Genomic DNA, 15309 nt, shown 5'->3' on the forward strand with positions numbered 1-15309 from the left:
ACGCGCTTTGCGCGCCCGCGAAACGGTCCGGGACGACCGAGGACGGGGACGGGAATGGCGTACGGGAAGGCGGGACTGACGGTGATCGCCGTCGCACTGGCGGCGACCCTTGCGGCGGGATGCGCCAAGAAAATGGACGAAGAGGCGGCGCTCCATGAGGCCGCGCCGGCCGCGGACGCTGCGGCCGCGGGGTATCTGGCGCCGGCTGAGGCCGCCCGTCTCAGCGTCGAGGACCAGGAGCGCTACAAGGAGCTGGCGCAGAACCCGGTGAAGCGGGCGGCCGACGAGCGGTTCTCGACCTTCGCGGTCGACGTCGACACCGCCGCCTACGCCAACATCCGCCGTTTCCTCAGCCAGGGGCGCACGCCGCCGTCGGACGCGGTGCGGGTCGAGGAGATGATCAACTACTTCCGCTACGACCTGCCCAAGCCCCAGAGCGGCGCCCAGCCCTTCTCGGTCACCACCGACGCGGCGGTCACCCCCTGGAACCCGAACACCCGGCTGCTGCGCGTGGCCCTGCGCGGCTATGACGTCGACCGCGCCCAGCGACCGGCCGCGAACCTGGTGTTCCTGATCGACGTATCGGGCTCGATGTCGGACGACGACAAGCTGCCGCTGGTGAAGCAGACCCTGGGCCTGCTGGCCCGCCAGCTGCGCTCCGACGACAAGGTCTCCATCGTGGTCTACGCCGGCGCCGCCGGGGTGGTGCTGGAGCCGACCGCCGACCGCGCGAAGATTGAGGCCGCGCTGAAGCGGCTGGAGGCGGGCGGCTCGACTGCGGGCGGGCAGGGGATCGAGCTGGCCTACGCCGTCGCGCGCGCCAACCGCATCAAGGACGGCATCAACCGGGTGATCCTGGCCACCGACGGCGACTTCAACGTCGGCATCAGCGATCCGGAGAAGCTGAAGGAGGTGGTCGAGCGCAACCGCGACGACGGCATCACCCTGACGGCCCTGGGCTTCGGCCAGGGCAACTACAGCGACTGGATGATGGAGGCGATCGCCGACGCCGGGAACGGCAACTACGCCTACATCGACGGCATGAACGAGGCCCGCAAGGTCCTGCAGGACGAGCTGTCCTCGACCCTCTTCACCATCGCCAAGGACGTGAAGGTGCAGGTCGAGTTCAACCCGGCCGTGGTCGCCGAGTACCGGCTGGTCGGCTACGAGAACCGGGTGCTGGCGACCGAGGACTTCGCCAACGACAAGGTCGACGCCGGCGACATCGGGGCCGGCCACCAGGTCACCGCCCTTTACGAGATCGCCCTGGTCGGCTCGAAGGGGACGCTGCTGCCGCAGGGCCGCTACGCCGCCGTGCCGGCCGCCGCCGGCAAGGCCGACGAGCTGGGCTTTGTCGAGCTGCGCTACAAGCTGCCGAGCGAAACGACCTCGAAGCTGATCCGCCAGCCGCTGGCCGCGTCGCTGGCCGCCAACGCGAAACCGGCCCAGGGCGACTTCGCCTTCGCCGCGGCGGTGGCCGCCTTCGGCCAGAAGCTGCGGGGTGGGAAGTACCTCGGCGAGTTCTCGTACGCCGACGTGGCCCGCCTGGCCGGCGAGCCTCGCGACTTTTCGCGCCAGGAGTTCGTAAAGCTGGTCGAGGCGGCCGAGGCCTCGCACTGAGTGCGCGGCGAGGTCGGGGCATTGCTCCGGCCTCGCAGCCGCCGGTCGAATCGACGACCCTCAGCCGTCTGACGATCAGGGAGGATCGGATGGGGTCGCACGCTTACACACCGCCGCGGGCCCGAGGGCCTTGGTGGACCAGCCTGTACGTGCAGGTGCTGGCGGCGATCGCGGTCGGCGCCCTGATCGGCCATTTCTGGCCGCAGACCGGGGTGGCGCTGAAGCCGCTGGGCGACGCCTTCATCAAGCTGGTGAAGATGGTCATCGCCCCGGTGATCTTCCTGACCATCGTCACCGGCATCGCCGGAATGCGCGACATCGGCGAGGTCGGCCGCGTGGTGCTCAAGGCGCTGGGCTATTTCCTGGTGGTCTCGACCTTCGCCCTGATCGTCGGCCTGGTGGTCGCCAACATCGTCCAGCCGGGGACGGGGCTGAACATCGATCCCGCCTCGCTCGACGCCGGCGCGGTGGCGACCTACGCCGAGAAGGCGCACGACACGACCGTTGTCGGCTTCCTGCTCAACGTCATACCGAACACGCCGGCCAGCGCCTTCGCCGAGGGCGAGATCCTGCAGGTGCTGTTCTTCTCGGTGGTGTTCGGCCTGGCCCTGGCCCTGGTCGGCGACCGCGGTCAGCCCCTGCTGGACGTGCTGAACGCGACCAGCGCCGCCTTTTTCCGTCTGGTGGGCATCCTGATGCGGGCCGCCCCGGTCGGGGCCTTCGGCGCCTTCGCCTTCACCATCGGCAAGTACGGGGTGGGCGCGATCGCCAACCTGGCCCTGCTGGTCGGGACCTTCTACGTCACCGCGGCCCTGTTCGTGGTCGTGGTGCTGGGCCTGATCGCGCTCGCCAACGGCTTCTCGATCTTCAAGCTGCTCCGCTACCTGCGCGAGGAGCTCTTGCTGGTGCTGGGCACCAGCTCGTCCGAGGCGGCCTTACCCAGCCTGATCAACAAGATGGAGCGGGCCGGCGCGTCGAAGTCGGTGGTCGGCCTGGTCGTGCCGACCGGTTACTCGTTCAACCTCGACGGCACGAACATCTACATGACCCTGGCGGCCCTGTTCATCGCCCAGGCGCTGAACATCCATCTGAGCTGGGAAGAGCAGGCCCTGCTGCTGGGCGTGGCCATGCTGAGCTCCAAGGGCGCGGCCGGCGTCACCGGATCGGGCTTCATCACCCTGGCCGCCACCCTGTCGGTGGTGCCCTCGGTGCCGGTGGCCGGCATGGCCCTGATCCTCGGCGTCGACCGGTTCATGTCGGAGTGCCGCTCGATCACCAATTTCATCGGCAACGCGGTCGCGACCCTGGTGGTGGCGCGCTGGGAAGGGGAGCTCGACCGCGAGCGCCTGGACGCCGCCCTGAACGGCCGGTTGCCCACCGATCCGGAGCCGCTGGCCGACGATCCGTCGGTGACGCCCGAGACGGCTTAGGCCTGGTCGGTCACCGCGTAGATCATGATGCCGGTCGCCACCGCCAGGTTCAGGCTGTCGGCCCGGCCGCGCATGGGGATCTTTACGTTCACGTCGCAGGCGGCGGCCACCTCCGGCGTCAGGCCGGACTGCTCGGTGCCCATGACGATCAGGGTGGGCGCCTGGTAGGGCGCGTCGCGGTAGCCGTGCTGGGCGGTCAGCAGGGTGCCCACAACCGAACCCGGCCAGCGCTTGCGCCAGGCCAGGAAGGCCTCGCGCGAGGTGCGCACGATCGGCAAGGCGAACATGGAGCCCATGGTGGCGCGCACCGCCTCGACGCTGAACGGATCGACCGTCTCGCCGATCAGGATGACGCCGCCGCAGCCGGCCGCGTCGGCGGTGCGGATCACCGTGCCGAGGTTGCCGGGGTCGCGCACCTGCTCAAGCGCCACCCAGGCCGAGGCCGACCTCGGGTCGAGCGTGTCGAGCGGCGTGGTGCGCTGCTCGAACACCGCGATGACGGTCTGCGGGTTTTCGCGCCGCGCGATCTTCTCGAGAATTTCGCGGGTTACCTCGATCACCTCGCCGCGCGCCTTCTGCGTTTCCCGCACGGCGCGGTCCAGCAAGGGGTGGTCGGCGTCCTTGCCGAACATCAGCATCTTCGGCGCGCGGCCCTGGTCCAGCGCCTCGATGACGATCTTCAGCCCCTCGGCCAGGAACAGGCCGGTGGCCTCGCGCTCCTTCTTCATGTGAAGCGCGCGAACGGCCTTCACCGTCGGATTGGTCAGCGACGCGATCTGACGGACGGTCATGCCGCGCTCCAGCGGGCGAAGAAGGAGAGGCCGATCTCGCGCCCGTTCGGGCCGTCTTCGCTGAGCACCAGCTCGCCCCAGTCGATGCGACCGCCGCGCTTGGCGCAGGCGTCGGACAGCAGGCCGGCGAGGGCCGGGCCGGACACCCGCGCGGCGTAGGCGTTGAGCAGCAGGAAGGAGGCGTTCTCCGAGAGCAGGGCGGCGCACTGGCGCGCCAGTTCCGGCAGGTCCTCGAACAGGCGCCACACCTCTCCGCCGGGGCCGCGGCCGTACTTCGGCGGATCCAGGATGATCCCCTCGTACTGCGAGCCGCGCTTGACCTCGCGGGCGACGTATTTGCGCGCGTCCTCTGTGATCCAGCGGATCGGCGCGCTCTCCAGGCCGGAAAGCGCCGCGTTTTCACGGGCGTAGGCGACGGACTTCTTGGAGGCGTCGACGTGGGTGACCTGGGCGCCGGCGGCCGCGCAGACCAGGCTGGCCACGCCGGTGTAGCCGAACAGGTTCAGCACCCGCGGGCGTTCCAGCTGCTCGACGCGGTCCTTCAGCCAGGCCCAGTTGGCCGCCTGCTCCGGGAAGAAGGCGAGGTGGCGGAAGGCGGTGAAGCGGCCGTGGAACTTCACCGTGTCCCAGCCCAGCGTCCAGCTCTCGGGCACGGGCTTGGAGAAGCGCCAGCGGCCCTCGTCGTCCTCGCCTTCGGGGTCGAACACGGCGTCAGGGCGCTCCCACAGCTTGGGCTTTCTGGGCGCCCAGAAGCACTGCGGCTCGGGGCGGACCACTGTGAAGCGGCCATAGCGCTCCAGCTTGCGACCGTCGCCGCTGTCCAGCAGGGCGTAGTCGCGCCAGGCGCGGGTTCGCATGATGTCGGGGATGTCGGCGACGCGGGGCGGCATGCGCCCCGCTTACGCGTTCCTGCGGCGGCGCGTCCAGTCGTCCGGAGAGTTCCGGACGCGGGCGGCGGTTGCGGCTACGCAGGGAAAATGCGTAAGCAAGGACGTGAGCTCAGGCTTGGCGTCGAGGTGTCCCGTGTCCGTCGTGTTGCAGAAGCCGGCCCGCTCCGCCCGCAAGCCCAAGGGCGAAGGGCATGTCCGCCGGGGCGAAATCCTCGAGGCGGCCGAGCGGATCTTCGTCGAATGCGGCTACGAGGGCGCGACCATCCGCAAGATCGCGGAGGAGGTCGGGGTGTCCTCGACCGCGCTCTACATGCACTTCCGCGACAAGGGCCAGATCCTGCTGGAGATCTGCGAGCAGGCCTTCGAGAAGCTGCTGGCCACCAACGCGGAGATCGACGAGCGCCCGATGGATCCGGTCGCCAAGCTCCGCGCCATGTCCGAAGCCTACATGCACTTCGGCCTGGCCAACCCGAACGCCTATCGTCTGGTCTTCCTGACTCGCCCGCTGGAGGCGACCGAGGGCGCGCAGGACGTCGCCCAGCGCCTGGGCCGGCAAGCCTACGACCGTTTCGCCAAGGTGGTGGCGGAAGCCGCCGCCACCGGCCGGATCAAGGGCGACGTCGACCAGGTGGCCCAGATCCTGTGGGCCGGCGGCCACGGCCTGATCGCGCTCTTGATCACCAAGCCGTACTTCGAGTGGGCGTCGCAGGAGACGCTGATCAAGGGGATGATGGACGCCCTGTTCGAAGGCGTCCTCCAGCGGTGAAGCGCTTCGGCCTGATCCTGGCGGCCTCCGTGGCGCTGGCCGCGGGCGCGGCCCGGGCGGGCGAAATGCGCGTGCTGTCGCTGGATTCGTGCGCCGACCAGTATGTCGTCGCGCTGGCGCCGCGCGAGGCGATCGTGGGCGTGTCGCCCCGGGCCGACGACGACGATTCCTGGATGAAAGCCGAGGCGAAGGGCCTGCCGCAGCGCCGCCCGACGCTGGAGGCGGCGCTGGCCGCGCGGCCGACCCTGGTGGTCCGTTTCTGGGGCGGCGACGAGCGGCTGGTCCGCGCGCTGGAGGCCCGCGGCGCCAAGGTCGTCGGCATCGACGACGCCTCCGACTTCGACGGCGTGCGCGCCGACGTCCGCAAGGTCGCCGCCGCCATGGGCCGCCAGGCCGAGGGCGAGAAGCTGGTGGCGCGCATGGACGCCCAGCTGGCCGCGAGCCGCGGGGCCTGGAAGGGTGAAAAGGCGCTCTATCTGACCCCGGGCGGCTTCACCGCCGGCGACAAGACCCTGATCGGGGCCATGCTGAACGGCGCGGGGCTCAAGAGCGCCTCGGACAGCGAGTGGTTCGACTCGGTGTCGCTGGAGAAGCTGGTGCTGGACCCGCCGCGCCTGTTGGTGCTGGGCTTCTTCGACGCCGTGCGCGGCGGGCGATGGGCCCCCGGCCGCGATCCGCTGGTCGGTCGTCTGGCCAAGGAGCGGAGCGCCGCCTCGTTGCCGGGCTCGATCCTGGGCTGTCCAGGCTGGTTCGTGACCGAAGGGAGCGCGCGGCTGGCCGCGGCGGCCCCGAAGCGATGAAGCGGCTCGGCCTCAACCTGTTCCTGGTGATCGCGCTGGTCGCCGGCTTCGCCCTCGCGACGACGCTGGGCGAGACCCGCCTGGGCCTCGACCAGTACCTTCAGGCCTTCACCCAACCCGGCTCCGCGCCATGGGAAATTCTCTGGAGCATCCGGGCGCCGCGGGCCGCCGCCGCGGCGGTGGTCGGCGCGTGCCTGGGCCTGTCCGGCGCCCTGATGCAGGGGCTGCTGCGCAATCCGCTGGCCGACCCGGGCGTGCTGGGGGTGTCGGCGACCGCGGCGCTGGGCGCGGCCCTGACCATCGTGCTGGGCCTGGCCGTCGTGCCCGGCGCGGTCGAGGCTTCGGCCCTGGTCGGCGCGGCCCTGGCCGGCGGTTGCCTGCTGCTGTTCGCGGCCCGCTTCCCTGAGCCCGAGGCGCTGATCCTGTTCGGGGTGGCCCTGTCCAGCTTCGCCGGCGCGGTCACCGCGCTGGTGTTCAACCTGTCGCCGTCGCCCATCGCCACCGCCGAGGTGCTGGCCTGGATGCTGGGCTCGGTCGAGAACCGCAACTGGGGCGACGTGGCTTGGGGCTTGGCCCCGCTAGGCGTGGCCGTGGTGTTGGCCGGTCATGCGGGCAGGGGGCTGCTGGCCCTGACCCTGGGCGAGGACACGGCCGCCACTCTGGGCCTGCCCATGCGACGGCTGAAGCTGGCGGCGGTCGCCGCCGCCTCGATCGCCACCGGCGCGTCGGTGGCCATGGCCGGGGTGATCGGCTTCGTCGGCCTGGCCTCGCCGCACCTGGTGCGTGCGGCGGTACGCGAAGACCCGTCGCGCCTGCTCGCTCCCTCCGCCCTGGCCGGGGCCTTGATGTTGGTGCTGGCGGATCTCGCCGCGCGCATGGCCCCCACCGAGGTGGAGCTGAAGCTGGGCGTGTTCACTGCACTGGTCGGCGCGCCCCTGTTCGCCTTCGTCGCCTGGCGCGCGGCGCGGAGCTGGCGGTCGTGAGCGCGGTCCTAGAATTCCAGGGCGTGACCGTGGCGATTGGCCGGCGCGAGGTGCTGTCGGACGTCGACGCCGCCTTCGCGCCCGGGACCCTGACCGCCGTCTGCGGCCCCAACGGCGCGGGCAAGACCACCTTCATCAAGGCGGCGCTGGGCGTGGTGAAGCCGAAGGCCGGGCGGGTGCGCCTGTTCGGGCGCGAGCCGCACCAGGTCGCGCCTGACGCGCGCGCCGGCCTGGCCGGCTATCTGCCCCAGGAGCGCCGGATCGGTTGGGGCATGAGCGCCCTGCGCATCGCCGCCCTGGGCGCGATCACCGCGGCGCCGGCCGACGCCGAGGCGCGCGCCCTGGCCGCGCTGGAGCGCGTCGGCCTGAGCGGGCTGGCCGATCGCGGCGTGTTCGAAATGTCCGGCGGCGAGCGGGCGCGGGTGCTGCTGGCCCGCCTGCTCGTGACCGGCGCGCCGCTGCTGCTGGCCGACGAGCCGGTGGCGGGCCTCGACCCCGACGCCCAGCTGCTGACCCTGGAGTTGCTGCGGGCCGAGACGGCGCGCGGCGCGACGGCGATCGTCACCCTGCACGACCTGAGCCTGGCCGCGCGCTTCTGCGACCAGGTGCTGGTGCTCGACCACGGCCGGGCGGCCGCGCAGGGCGCGCCGCTGGAGGCGTTGTCGCCGGCCGTGCTGAAGTCGGCCTTCCATCTGGACGCCGCCTGGACCGACACCCCGCACGGGCCGGTCCTCTCAAGCGCTCGCGTTTCCCCGCTCGATTGAGCGGAGCAACGCGCCGACTTTCCGCGCTCAGTTACCGGGCGTGTAGCCGCCCGACGTGTAAGGCCGCGGGCCGCCGTAGCCGCCGCGCTTGAGGTCGGCCGAAGGCTGGAAATTGGCGGCGGTCCCGCCGTTCAGGCGGGCGCGATAGACCTGCATGTTCTCGCTGACCCGCATGACGTAGTTGCGGGTCTCGCTGAACGGGATGCACTCGATGAAGTCGACCGGGTCGGTGGCCCCGCCGCGCGGGTCGCCGCAGTCGACGATCCATTGCGGCGGCCGGTTCGGGCCGGCGTTGTAGGCCGCCATGGCGAGGATGTACGAGCCGCTGAACTGGTCGACCAACTCGCCCAGATGGAAGGCCCCGAGCTTCATGTTGTAGTCGGGATCCCACAGCATGTTCTCGCTCCACTCGACGCCGAGCCGGCGCGCGGCGCCGCGGGCGGTGGAGGGCAGCATCTGCATCATGCCGCGCGCGTCGGCGCTGGAGCGCACGCGCGGGTCGAAGCCGGATTCCTGACGGGTGATGGCCAGCACGAAGGCCGGCTCGGCCGAGGTCGGGACCGCCGGCACCTGGCGCATCGGATAGCCGCGCTCGGGCAGGATGTAGCCCTTCTGAGCGGCGGCGCGGACCACGCGCATGGACAGGTCCTGGTCACCGAGCTGGCGGGCCATGTCGACCAGAAGCGCGGCTTCCTCGGTGCTGGGCAGGGTGTCGTCGATGTGCATGACGAACACCCGGAACAGGTCCTTCTCGCCAGCCTCGGACGCGACCCGGGCGGCGCGGATCAGTTCGCGGCCTTCGAACCGCTGGCGGTCGGCCTCGGTCGGGATCGGGTCACGGCCGAGCGAAAGGCTGGTCTGGCCGGCCTTCTCCGCGGCCAGCTGGCCATAGAAGGTCGTGAAGTAGCGCGCGCCGGTCTGGTACTGGGCCTTGGCCGCGTCCGCCTGGTTCTGCGCCTCCAGGGCGCGCCCGCGCCAGTACCCGGCCCGGCCCTGGGTGATGGGCGTCGAGCTGGCGTTCTGCAGGTTGCTGAAGTGCTTGTCGGCGCCGGCCGCGTCGTTCAGCTTCCGCAACGCGATCCACCCGGCGAAGAACTCGGCCTCGACCAGCTTTTCGCCGCCGCGGAAGCCGTGGTTGGTCATGGCCGCATAGGCGGTCTTGTAGTCGCGGGCCCGGATCGCCGACTGCATGTAGAGCTTGCGTTCGCGCCAGAGCCGGTCGGCCCCGTCGTCGTCGTACGGGGCCGGCGGGAAACGGCTGACCAGGTTGAAGCCCAGGGTCTCCATGCCCTTGCGGCGCAGATAACTGGCGCGCTCGAAGGCCAGGCCCGGGTCGGCCAGCAGCGGGGCGGGCACGGCGTTGAACAGGGTGTTGGCGTCCGGGGCGTCGGACCGCAGCGCCATGCGGGCGCGGGCCAGGGTCTGGTAGTCGGCCGGGACCAGCGCGATGATCGCCTGGGTGGCCGGGCCCTGCGGGCCCAGCAGCAGGGTGTCCAGGCGCTTGATGTGATCGTCCTGGGTCAGCCAGGTCCCGTAGCGCGAAAGCATGGTGCTCTGTGCGCCGGCCTCGAACAGGCGGTTACGCCACCAGTCCTTGACCAGGGCCTGGGCCTCGGGGGTCTTTCCCTGCGCCTGCAGGGCCGAGGCCAGGGTCATGGCGCCCTCGGCGGTGGTCGGCGCCTCGCCGCCGAACCAGGCGATCACCCGGTCAGGCGGCAGGTTGGCCAGCGCCAGCGAACGCTCGGCCACCTGCTGGCGCCAGTCGCCGCGCGGCCAGCCGGCGAAGTCGCGGCGGGCGGCGTCGAGCTCGAAGAAGCTCATGCGGTCGCCCATGGTGTCGACCATGCCCCAGCGCAGCAGGCGTTGGGCGACGGGATCCTTGATCTGGGCGCGGTAGGAGTCGGCCAGCTGCAGGTCGCGGGAACGCGCCGCCTGCAGACCCAGGCGCAGCAGCTCGGCGTCCTGGCCGGACAGCGGCGTGCGCGGGGCCAGGGCGGGCGTGGAGTAGGCGGAAGGCGCCGCCGGCTGCGTCGTCGGGGTCTGGGCCTGGGCGGCGGGCGCGGCGCCCACGGCGAGACCTGAGACCGTGGCGAGAAGCAGTTGCAGCAGCGGAATCAAGATGCGGTCTCCTCCGACGAGCACGGGATGTTGCAGGTCGACCAAGCTCCCCCTAGGGTCTCGTCGAATTTATGGCGCGTCGCGTGACGCCGCCCTAGTCCCAAGGTTGTCTCTCCCATGACCCGACCCCTCTTCAAGGGCGTGATCACCGCCCTGGTCACACCTTTTCGTGACGGCCACGTCGACGAGGAGGCCTTCGCGCGTCTGCTTGAGCGGCAGATCGCGGCCGGGGTCCACGGCGTCGTGCCGGTCGGCACCACGGGCGAAAGCGCCACCGTCTCGGCCGACGAGCACAAGCGGGTGGTCGAACTCTGCGTCCGTCTCGCCGCCGGCCGCACGCGCGTGATCGCGGGCGCGGGCGGCAGCGAGACGAACAAGGTTATCGATCTGGTCCGCCACGCCAAGTCCGTCGGCGCCGACGCCGCCCTGGTGGTGACTCCGTACTACAATCGCCCCAGCCAGGAAGGCCTCTACCGCCACTTCGCCGCCGTCAACGACGCGGTGCAGATGCCGGTGGTGCTGTACAACGTGCCGGGCCGCACCGGCGTGGACCTGTCGAACGACACGGTCGCGCGCCTGGCCCCGCTGCCCAACGTGGTCGGCATCAAGGACGCCACCGGCGACCTGGCCCGCGCCAGCCTGATGCGCGGCTTCGTGGACGAGAGCTTCTCGCTGATCTCCGGCGATGACCCGACCTTCCTGGGCTACCTGGCCCACGGCGGGCACGGGGTGATCTCGGTGACCTCCAACGTCGCGCCCGACGCCATGGTTGCGCTCTACGAGGCGGCCGCGCGGGGCGACTACGACACCGCGCGCAGCTGGCAGGACCGGCTGATCAAGCTGCACAAAGCGCTGTTCCTGGACAATTCGCCCGCGCCCACCAAATACGCTCTCAACCGGCTGAACCTTTGCGCGGAGGACATCCGCCTGCCGCTGGCGCCCTGCGCCGACGCGGTGAAGCCGGCGATCGACGAGGCGTTGCGTGAGGCCGGCGTAATCTGACCATGAGCCAGCAACAAAGCGGGCAGAAGCTGATCGCCGAGAACCGGCGGGCGCGCTTCGACTATTTCCTGGAAGACTCGATCGAGGCGGGGCTCGCCCTGACCGGGACCGAGGTGAAGTCGCTGCGCACGGGCCGGGCCAACATCGCCGAGTCCTACGCGGCGGTGGAGGGGCGCGAAATCGCGCTCGTCAACGCCGACATCCCGCCCTACGGCCACGCCAACCGCTTCAACCACGAGCCGCGCCGGCCGCGGAAGCTGCTGCTGCACCGCAAGCAGATCGACAAGCTGATCGGCGCGGTTCAGCGGGAAGGGCGGACCATCATCCCGATCCGGCTGTACTGGAACGAGAAGGGCATCGCCAAGCTGGAGCTGGCCCTGGCCAAGGGCAAGAAGCTGCACGACAAGCGCGAAGCCAGCGCCGAGCGCGACTGGGCGCGCGACAAGGCGCGCCTGATGCGGGAGAAGGGGTGAGCGACGCGCTCGCCGGCCCGCCGCTCTATCGGCGCGTGTTGGGCGAGGCATGGGATGCGCTTCCACCGGCGGTCCGGCGCATGCACGAGCTCGACGTGACCGCGGCCGAGGGTGTGGCGCAGGTCGAGCGGGGCGATCATCCCCTGGCCCGTCTGATCGGGACCTGCATCGGCGTTCCGCCGGCCGGTCGCGATGTTCCGCTCCGGGTGAGCTTCAAGCGCGAAGGCGAAACGGAGATCTGGCGGCGCAGCTTCGGTGGCCGCAGCTTCGTCTCCCGCCAGGCGTGCGGCCGCGCCGCTGGTCTGAAGGTCGAGCGCTTCGGTCCGATCACCCTGTGGCTGGCGATGGAGGTCGAGGGCGAGCGCCTTCGGATCGGGGTTCGGCGCTGGGCGGCGTTCGGCCTGCCTCTGCCGCTGAGCTTCGCGCCGGTGCTTGAGACCTACGAGGCGGTCGAGGACGGCCGGTTCGTGTTTGACGACGACATCCGTCATCCGCTCGTCGGACGCATCGCGCGGCATCGGGGATGGCTGGAACCGGTCGAGGACGCAGGATGATCACCGCCGCCGACATCGAAGCCATCGAACGGGCGACGCTGGCCGCCCTGCCGCCCAGGACCCTGGTGGAGGACGACGGTTGGCTGCTGGCCGCCAACGACGGAGCGATAGGGCGGGTCAACAGCGTCGTACCGCTCGACCAGGGCCGGGACCTCCTGGCCGCCAAGCTCGAGCGCGCCTTCGCCTTCTACGCCGACGCCGGACTTCCTCCGGCCTTCCGGGTCTCGCGCTTCTCCGGGCCAGATCTCGAAACCGCCCTGAGCGCGCGCGGCCTTCGCCCCGAACAGCCGACCGCGGTCATGATCGCCGACACCGGCGCGGTCGCCGCCGCCCTGGCCGGGGTCGCGCCGGCCGAGCGCGTCGGCACGCCGGACGAGGCCTGGCGCGCGGTGTTCCTGGGCGCGGGCTTCGATCCGGTCGAGGGCGCCAGGCGCGCCGCCACCCTGGTGCGGGCCGCCGATGCCGCCTTCGCCCAGGTTCGGTCGGATGGCGAGACCGTCGCCATCGGCGCGCTCGGCTTCGGCGCGGGGTGGGCCGGGATCCACGGCATGCGCACGGCCCAGGCGCATCGGCGCCGGGGGCTGGCCCTGCAGGTGCTCTCGACCCTGGTGGCGGCCGCGGCCGAGCGCGGCGTCGAACGCCTGTTCCTGCAGGTCGAAGAGGCGAACGCGGTCGCCCGAGCGCTCTACGCTCGCCTCGGCTTCGTCGACGCCTACCGCTACAGCTACTGGCGGCCCCCCCAACCTTGAGCCGCTCGGCTCTGAGCCGGCCGGCGCTCAGATCCGCTTAGGCGTCGATGTAGGCCTTCGCCGCCTGGAACACGTCCTCGAACATGTCAGGCGTCAGCACGCGGGTGTTCTGGTTGTACTGCGAGCAGTGATAGCTGTTGAACAGCCGATAGGGGCCGACGTCGGCCTCGACGCCGTGCCCGCTTGGGACGCTCGACGCCTTGGCGCCCAAGGCCTTCAGCACATTCTTGCGGGATACGTCGCCCAGGGTGACGATCGCCTTCAGCCGGGGCAGGGCGGCCATGCGCGCGGTCAGGAACGGGCGGCAGGCGGCCTCTTCGGCGGGAAGCGGCTTGTTGGCCGGCGGCGCGCAACGCACTGCGTTGGTGATCATGCAGTCGATCAGTTCGAGGCTGTCGTCCGGGCGCGCCTCGTAGCGGCCGCGAGCGAAGCCGAACTTGATCAGGGTTTCGTAGAGCAGCACGCCGGCGTAGTCGCCGGTGAACGGCCGCCCCGTCCGGTTGGCGCCCATGCGGCCCGGCGCCAGGCCCACGATCAGCAAGCGCGCGTCGGGATCGCCGAACGAGGGCGCGGCGCCGTTGAACCAGGTCGGCTCCTTGGCCTTGTTCTCCTCGCGGTAGGCGACCAGGCGCGGGCAGATCGGGCAGTCGTGCGGCGGCTCGGCCGGGCCGAGGACGATCTCGGGCTTCACCTCAGAACTCGTCCTGGGAGTCGCGTTCGGCCGGGGTGGGAGCGGCGTCGGGTTGCAGGAAGCGCGGCGTGTGCGCCTGGGCGCGCGGCCGGCCGACCAGCGGCATAAGGTCGACCAGGTCGACGAAGGTGTCGGCCTGGCGGCGCAGGTCGTCCGAGGCCATCGGCGGCTGGGATTTCACGGTGGATACGACGGTCACGCGCGCGCCGCGTCGCTGCACGGCCTCGACCAGGCGTCTGAAATCGCCGTCGCCGGAGAACAGCACCAGATGGTCGGCCGAGCCGGCCAGCTCCATCATGTCGACGGCGATCTCCATGTCCATGTTGCCGCGCCAGCGCTTGCGGCCCTGGGAGTCGGTGAACTCGCGCGCCGGCTTGGTCACCAGGGTGAAGCCGTTGTAGTCGAGCCAGTCGACCAGCGGGCGGATCGGCGAGTAGTCGTCGCCCTCGGCGATGGCGGTGTAGTAGTAGGCCCGGATCAGCACCCCGCGCCGACGGAACTCGTCGAGCAGCTTCTTGTAATCGATGTCGAAATTCAACGCCTTGGCGGCGGAGTACAGGTTCGCCCCGTCGATGAAGAGCGCGATGCGATCGGTGGGATAGAAAGTCATTTTTTGAAATGTCCCCGCAGGGTGGAAGTATGACGTCGCTCGACCAGGCCGTGGTGGTCGCGCTGGGCTCGAATCTGAAAGGCGACCAGCCTTCGATCGAGGCCCTGCTGGAGGCGGCCCTGGACCGTTTCGCGCCCGAGGGGCTGACGGTCGTGGACCGGTCTTCCTGGTGGCGGTCGGCGGCCTGGCCGGATCCGACCGGACCTGCCTACCTCAATGGTGTCGCGATTGTCGAGACGGGCCTTAAACCCTTGCAAGTATTGGCCGTGCTGCGCCGGATCGAGGGCGCGTTCGGCCGCCGGCGCGGGGAGCCCAACGCCGCCCGGACGCTCGATCTGGACCTGATCGCGCACGGCCGGACTCTACTCCTGACCGACGAGCTCGTCCTGCCCCACCCGCGCGCCGCCGACCGGCTGTTCGTGATGGGCCCGCTGGCCGAGATCGCGCCGGCCTGGACGCACCCCCAGAGCGGCCGCACGGCGGCGGATCTGGCCGCCTCGGCGACGGTGGGGCGGGACGCCGCGCCGGTTTGAATTCGCCGTGCGCGCGCCGCATGTTGCACTTGCGAGAGCCGCCCGTTAAATTCGCCGGTTCAAAGCCCTAATTCTGCCGGGGCTCTCCCCAGCCCCCATCCGAGGACAGCAATGGCCCGCGTCACCGTCGAAGACTGCGTCGAGAAGGTCCCGAACCGCTTCGGCCTCGTGCTGCTGGCCGCCCACCGGGCGCGTTCGATCTCGGCCGGCGCGCCGCTGCTGCTCGATCGCGACAACGACAAGAACCCGGTCGTGGCCCTGCGCGAGATCGCCGAGGACAAGGTCGAGCCGGAATCGCTCCGCGAAAACCTGATCGGCACCCTGCAGCGCGTCGACGAGCGCACCGAGGCCGAGGAAGAAGCCGAAACCCTGGCCCTGCTGGCCGAGCCGCAGCACATGCAGATGAGCGAGGCCGAGCTGGTTCGCGCTCTGCAGAGCGACCGCGAAGGCGGTCAGGAGGAGCGCTACTGACAGCCCAGGCGGACGGTTCGCGTACCAGAGCCGCGCTCGCCGTCGTTTCGGCCGAGCCGTCCAC

17 protein-coding genes are annotated in these 15309 nt (G+C 70.9%); 12 read left to right on the forward strand and 5 right to left on the reverse strand.

The annotated features are described in order from the left end of the window. Window positions 1-54 precede the first annotated feature (54 nt). Window positions 55-1620, forward strand: coding sequence for a VWA domain-containing protein (locus H8B08_RS02790; RefSeq protein WP_255500635.1), 1566 nt, complete (start codon window positions 55-57; stop codon window positions 1618-1620). Window positions 1621-1709: 89 nt separating this feature from the next. Continuing rightward, complete coding sequence (locus H8B08_RS02795) at window positions 1710-3050, forward strand: dicarboxylate/amino acid:cation symporter (protein ID WP_187448699.1); 1341 nt, start codon at window positions 1710-1712, stop codon at window positions 3048-3050. Here H8B08_RS02795 and H8B08_RS02800 read toward each other — a convergent pair. Together H8B08_RS02800 and H8B08_RS02805 are read right to left on the reverse strand one after the other, a co-directional pair. Then, window positions 3047-3841: an RNA methyltransferase gene (locus H8B08_RS02800; protein ID WP_187448700.1), complete on the reverse strand. Its 795-nt coding sequence runs from the start codon at window positions 3839-3841 to the stop codon at window positions 3047-3049. The genes H8B08_RS02795 and H8B08_RS02800 overlap by 4 nt on opposite strands. After that, entirely contained in the window at window positions 3838-4731 is an 894-nt protein-coding gene (locus H8B08_RS02805; RefSeq protein ID WP_187448701.1) for a class I SAM-dependent methyltransferase, read from the reverse strand. The genes H8B08_RS02800 and H8B08_RS02805 overlap by 4 nt, the downstream gene beginning before the upstream one ends. Window positions 4732-4864: 133 nt before the next feature. Between H8B08_RS02805 and H8B08_RS02810 the strand changes: the two genes are divergently transcribed. The 4 genes from H8B08_RS02810 to H8B08_RS02825 are packed head-to-tail and all read left to right on the forward strand — an operon-like array spanning window position 4865 to window position 8044. Beyond that, window positions 4865-5497, forward strand: coding sequence for a TetR/AcrR family transcriptional regulator (locus H8B08_RS02810; RefSeq protein WP_370545380.1), 633 nt, complete (start codon window positions 4865-4867; stop codon window positions 5495-5497). Further along, entirely contained in the window at window positions 5494-6297 is an 804-nt protein-coding gene (locus H8B08_RS02815; protein ID WP_370545381.1) for an ABC transporter substrate-binding protein, read from the forward strand. Before H8B08_RS02810 ends, H8B08_RS02815 begins: the two co-directional genes overlap by 4 nt. Next, the gene (locus H8B08_RS02820) at window positions 6294-7280 is read left to right on the forward strand and encodes an iron ABC transporter permease (protein WP_187448703.1); all 987 of its coding nucleotides are present in this window, start codon (window positions 6294-6296) and stop codon (window positions 7278-7280) included. The genes H8B08_RS02815 and H8B08_RS02820 overlap by 4 nt, the downstream gene beginning before the upstream one ends. Then, entirely contained in the window at window positions 7277-8044 is a 768-nt protein-coding gene (locus H8B08_RS02825) for an ABC transporter ATP-binding protein (RefSeq protein WP_187448704.1), read from the forward strand. Before H8B08_RS02820 ends, H8B08_RS02825 begins: the two co-directional genes overlap by 4 nt. 27 nt (window positions 8045-8071) lie before the next feature. Here the strand turns inward: H8B08_RS02825 and H8B08_RS02830 are convergent, their stop codons facing one another. After that, window positions 8072-10162, reverse strand: a complete 2091-nt coding sequence (locus H8B08_RS02830) for a lytic transglycosylase domain-containing protein (protein ID WP_222934280.1) — start codon at window positions 10160-10162, stop codon at window positions 8072-8074. 117 nt (window positions 10163-10279) lie between these two features. Between H8B08_RS02830 and dapA the strand changes: the two genes are divergently transcribed. From dapA to H8B08_RS02850, 4 genes are read left to right on the forward strand one after another with little or no spacing between them, the layout of a single operon-like run. Then, complete coding sequence (dapA, locus tag H8B08_RS02835) at window positions 10280-11164, forward strand: 4-hydroxy-tetrahydrodipicolinate synthase (RefSeq protein WP_187448705.1); 885 nt, start codon at window positions 10280-10282, stop codon at window positions 11162-11164. 2 nt (window positions 11165-11166) lie between these two features. Further along, entirely contained in the window at window positions 11167-11637 is a 471-nt protein-coding gene (gene smpB, locus H8B08_RS02840) for an SsrA-binding protein SmpB (RefSeq protein ID WP_187448706.1), read from the forward strand. Next, entirely contained in the window at window positions 11634-12191 is a 558-nt protein-coding gene (locus H8B08_RS02845) for a DUF4166 domain-containing protein (protein ID WP_187448707.1), read from the forward strand. Before smpB ends, H8B08_RS02845 begins: the two co-directional genes overlap by 4 nt. Then, on the forward strand, window positions 12188-12940 hold the full coding sequence (locus H8B08_RS02850) for a GNAT family N-acetyltransferase (RefSeq protein WP_187448708.1): 753 nt from the start codon (window positions 12188-12190) through the stop codon (window positions 12938-12940). Before H8B08_RS02845 ends, H8B08_RS02850 begins: the two co-directional genes overlap by 4 nt. 37 nt (window positions 12941-12977) lie before the next feature. Here H8B08_RS02850 and H8B08_RS02855 read toward each other — a convergent pair whose 3' ends face one another. Continuing rightward, window positions 12978-13631: a uracil-DNA glycosylase gene (locus H8B08_RS02855; protein ID WP_187448709.1), complete on the reverse strand. Its 654-nt coding sequence runs from the start codon at window positions 13629-13631 to the stop codon at window positions 12978-12980. A gap of 1 nt (window position 13632) precedes the next feature. Then, window positions 13633-14241: an NYN domain-containing protein gene (locus H8B08_RS02860; RefSeq protein ID WP_187448710.1), complete on the reverse strand. Its 609-nt coding sequence runs from the start codon at window positions 14239-14241 to the stop codon at window positions 13633-13635. A 29-nt stretch (window positions 14242-14270) separates the two neighbouring features. Here H8B08_RS02860 and folK point away from each other — a divergent pair, with 29 nt between their 5' ends. Both folK and rpoZ read left to right on the forward strand, forming a co-directional pair. Then, a complete protein-coding gene (gene folK, locus H8B08_RS02865; protein WP_187448711.1) occupies window positions 14271-14774 on the forward strand; it encodes a 2-amino-4-hydroxy-6-hydroxymethyldihydropteridine diphosphokinase in 504 nt (167 codons plus the stop codon). Window positions 14775-14885: 111 nt separating this feature from the next. Further along, a complete protein-coding gene (rpoZ, locus tag H8B08_RS02870; protein WP_163260772.1) occupies window positions 14886-15245 on the forward strand; it encodes a DNA-directed RNA polymerase subunit omega in 360 nt (119 codons plus the stop codon). The last annotated feature ends 64 nt before the right edge of the window (window positions 15246-15309 follow it).

This window comes from Caulobacter sp. 17J80-11, assembly GCF_014349105.1.
Classification (GTDB): Bacteria; Pseudomonadota; Alphaproteobacteria; order Caulobacterales; family Caulobacteraceae; genus 17J80-11.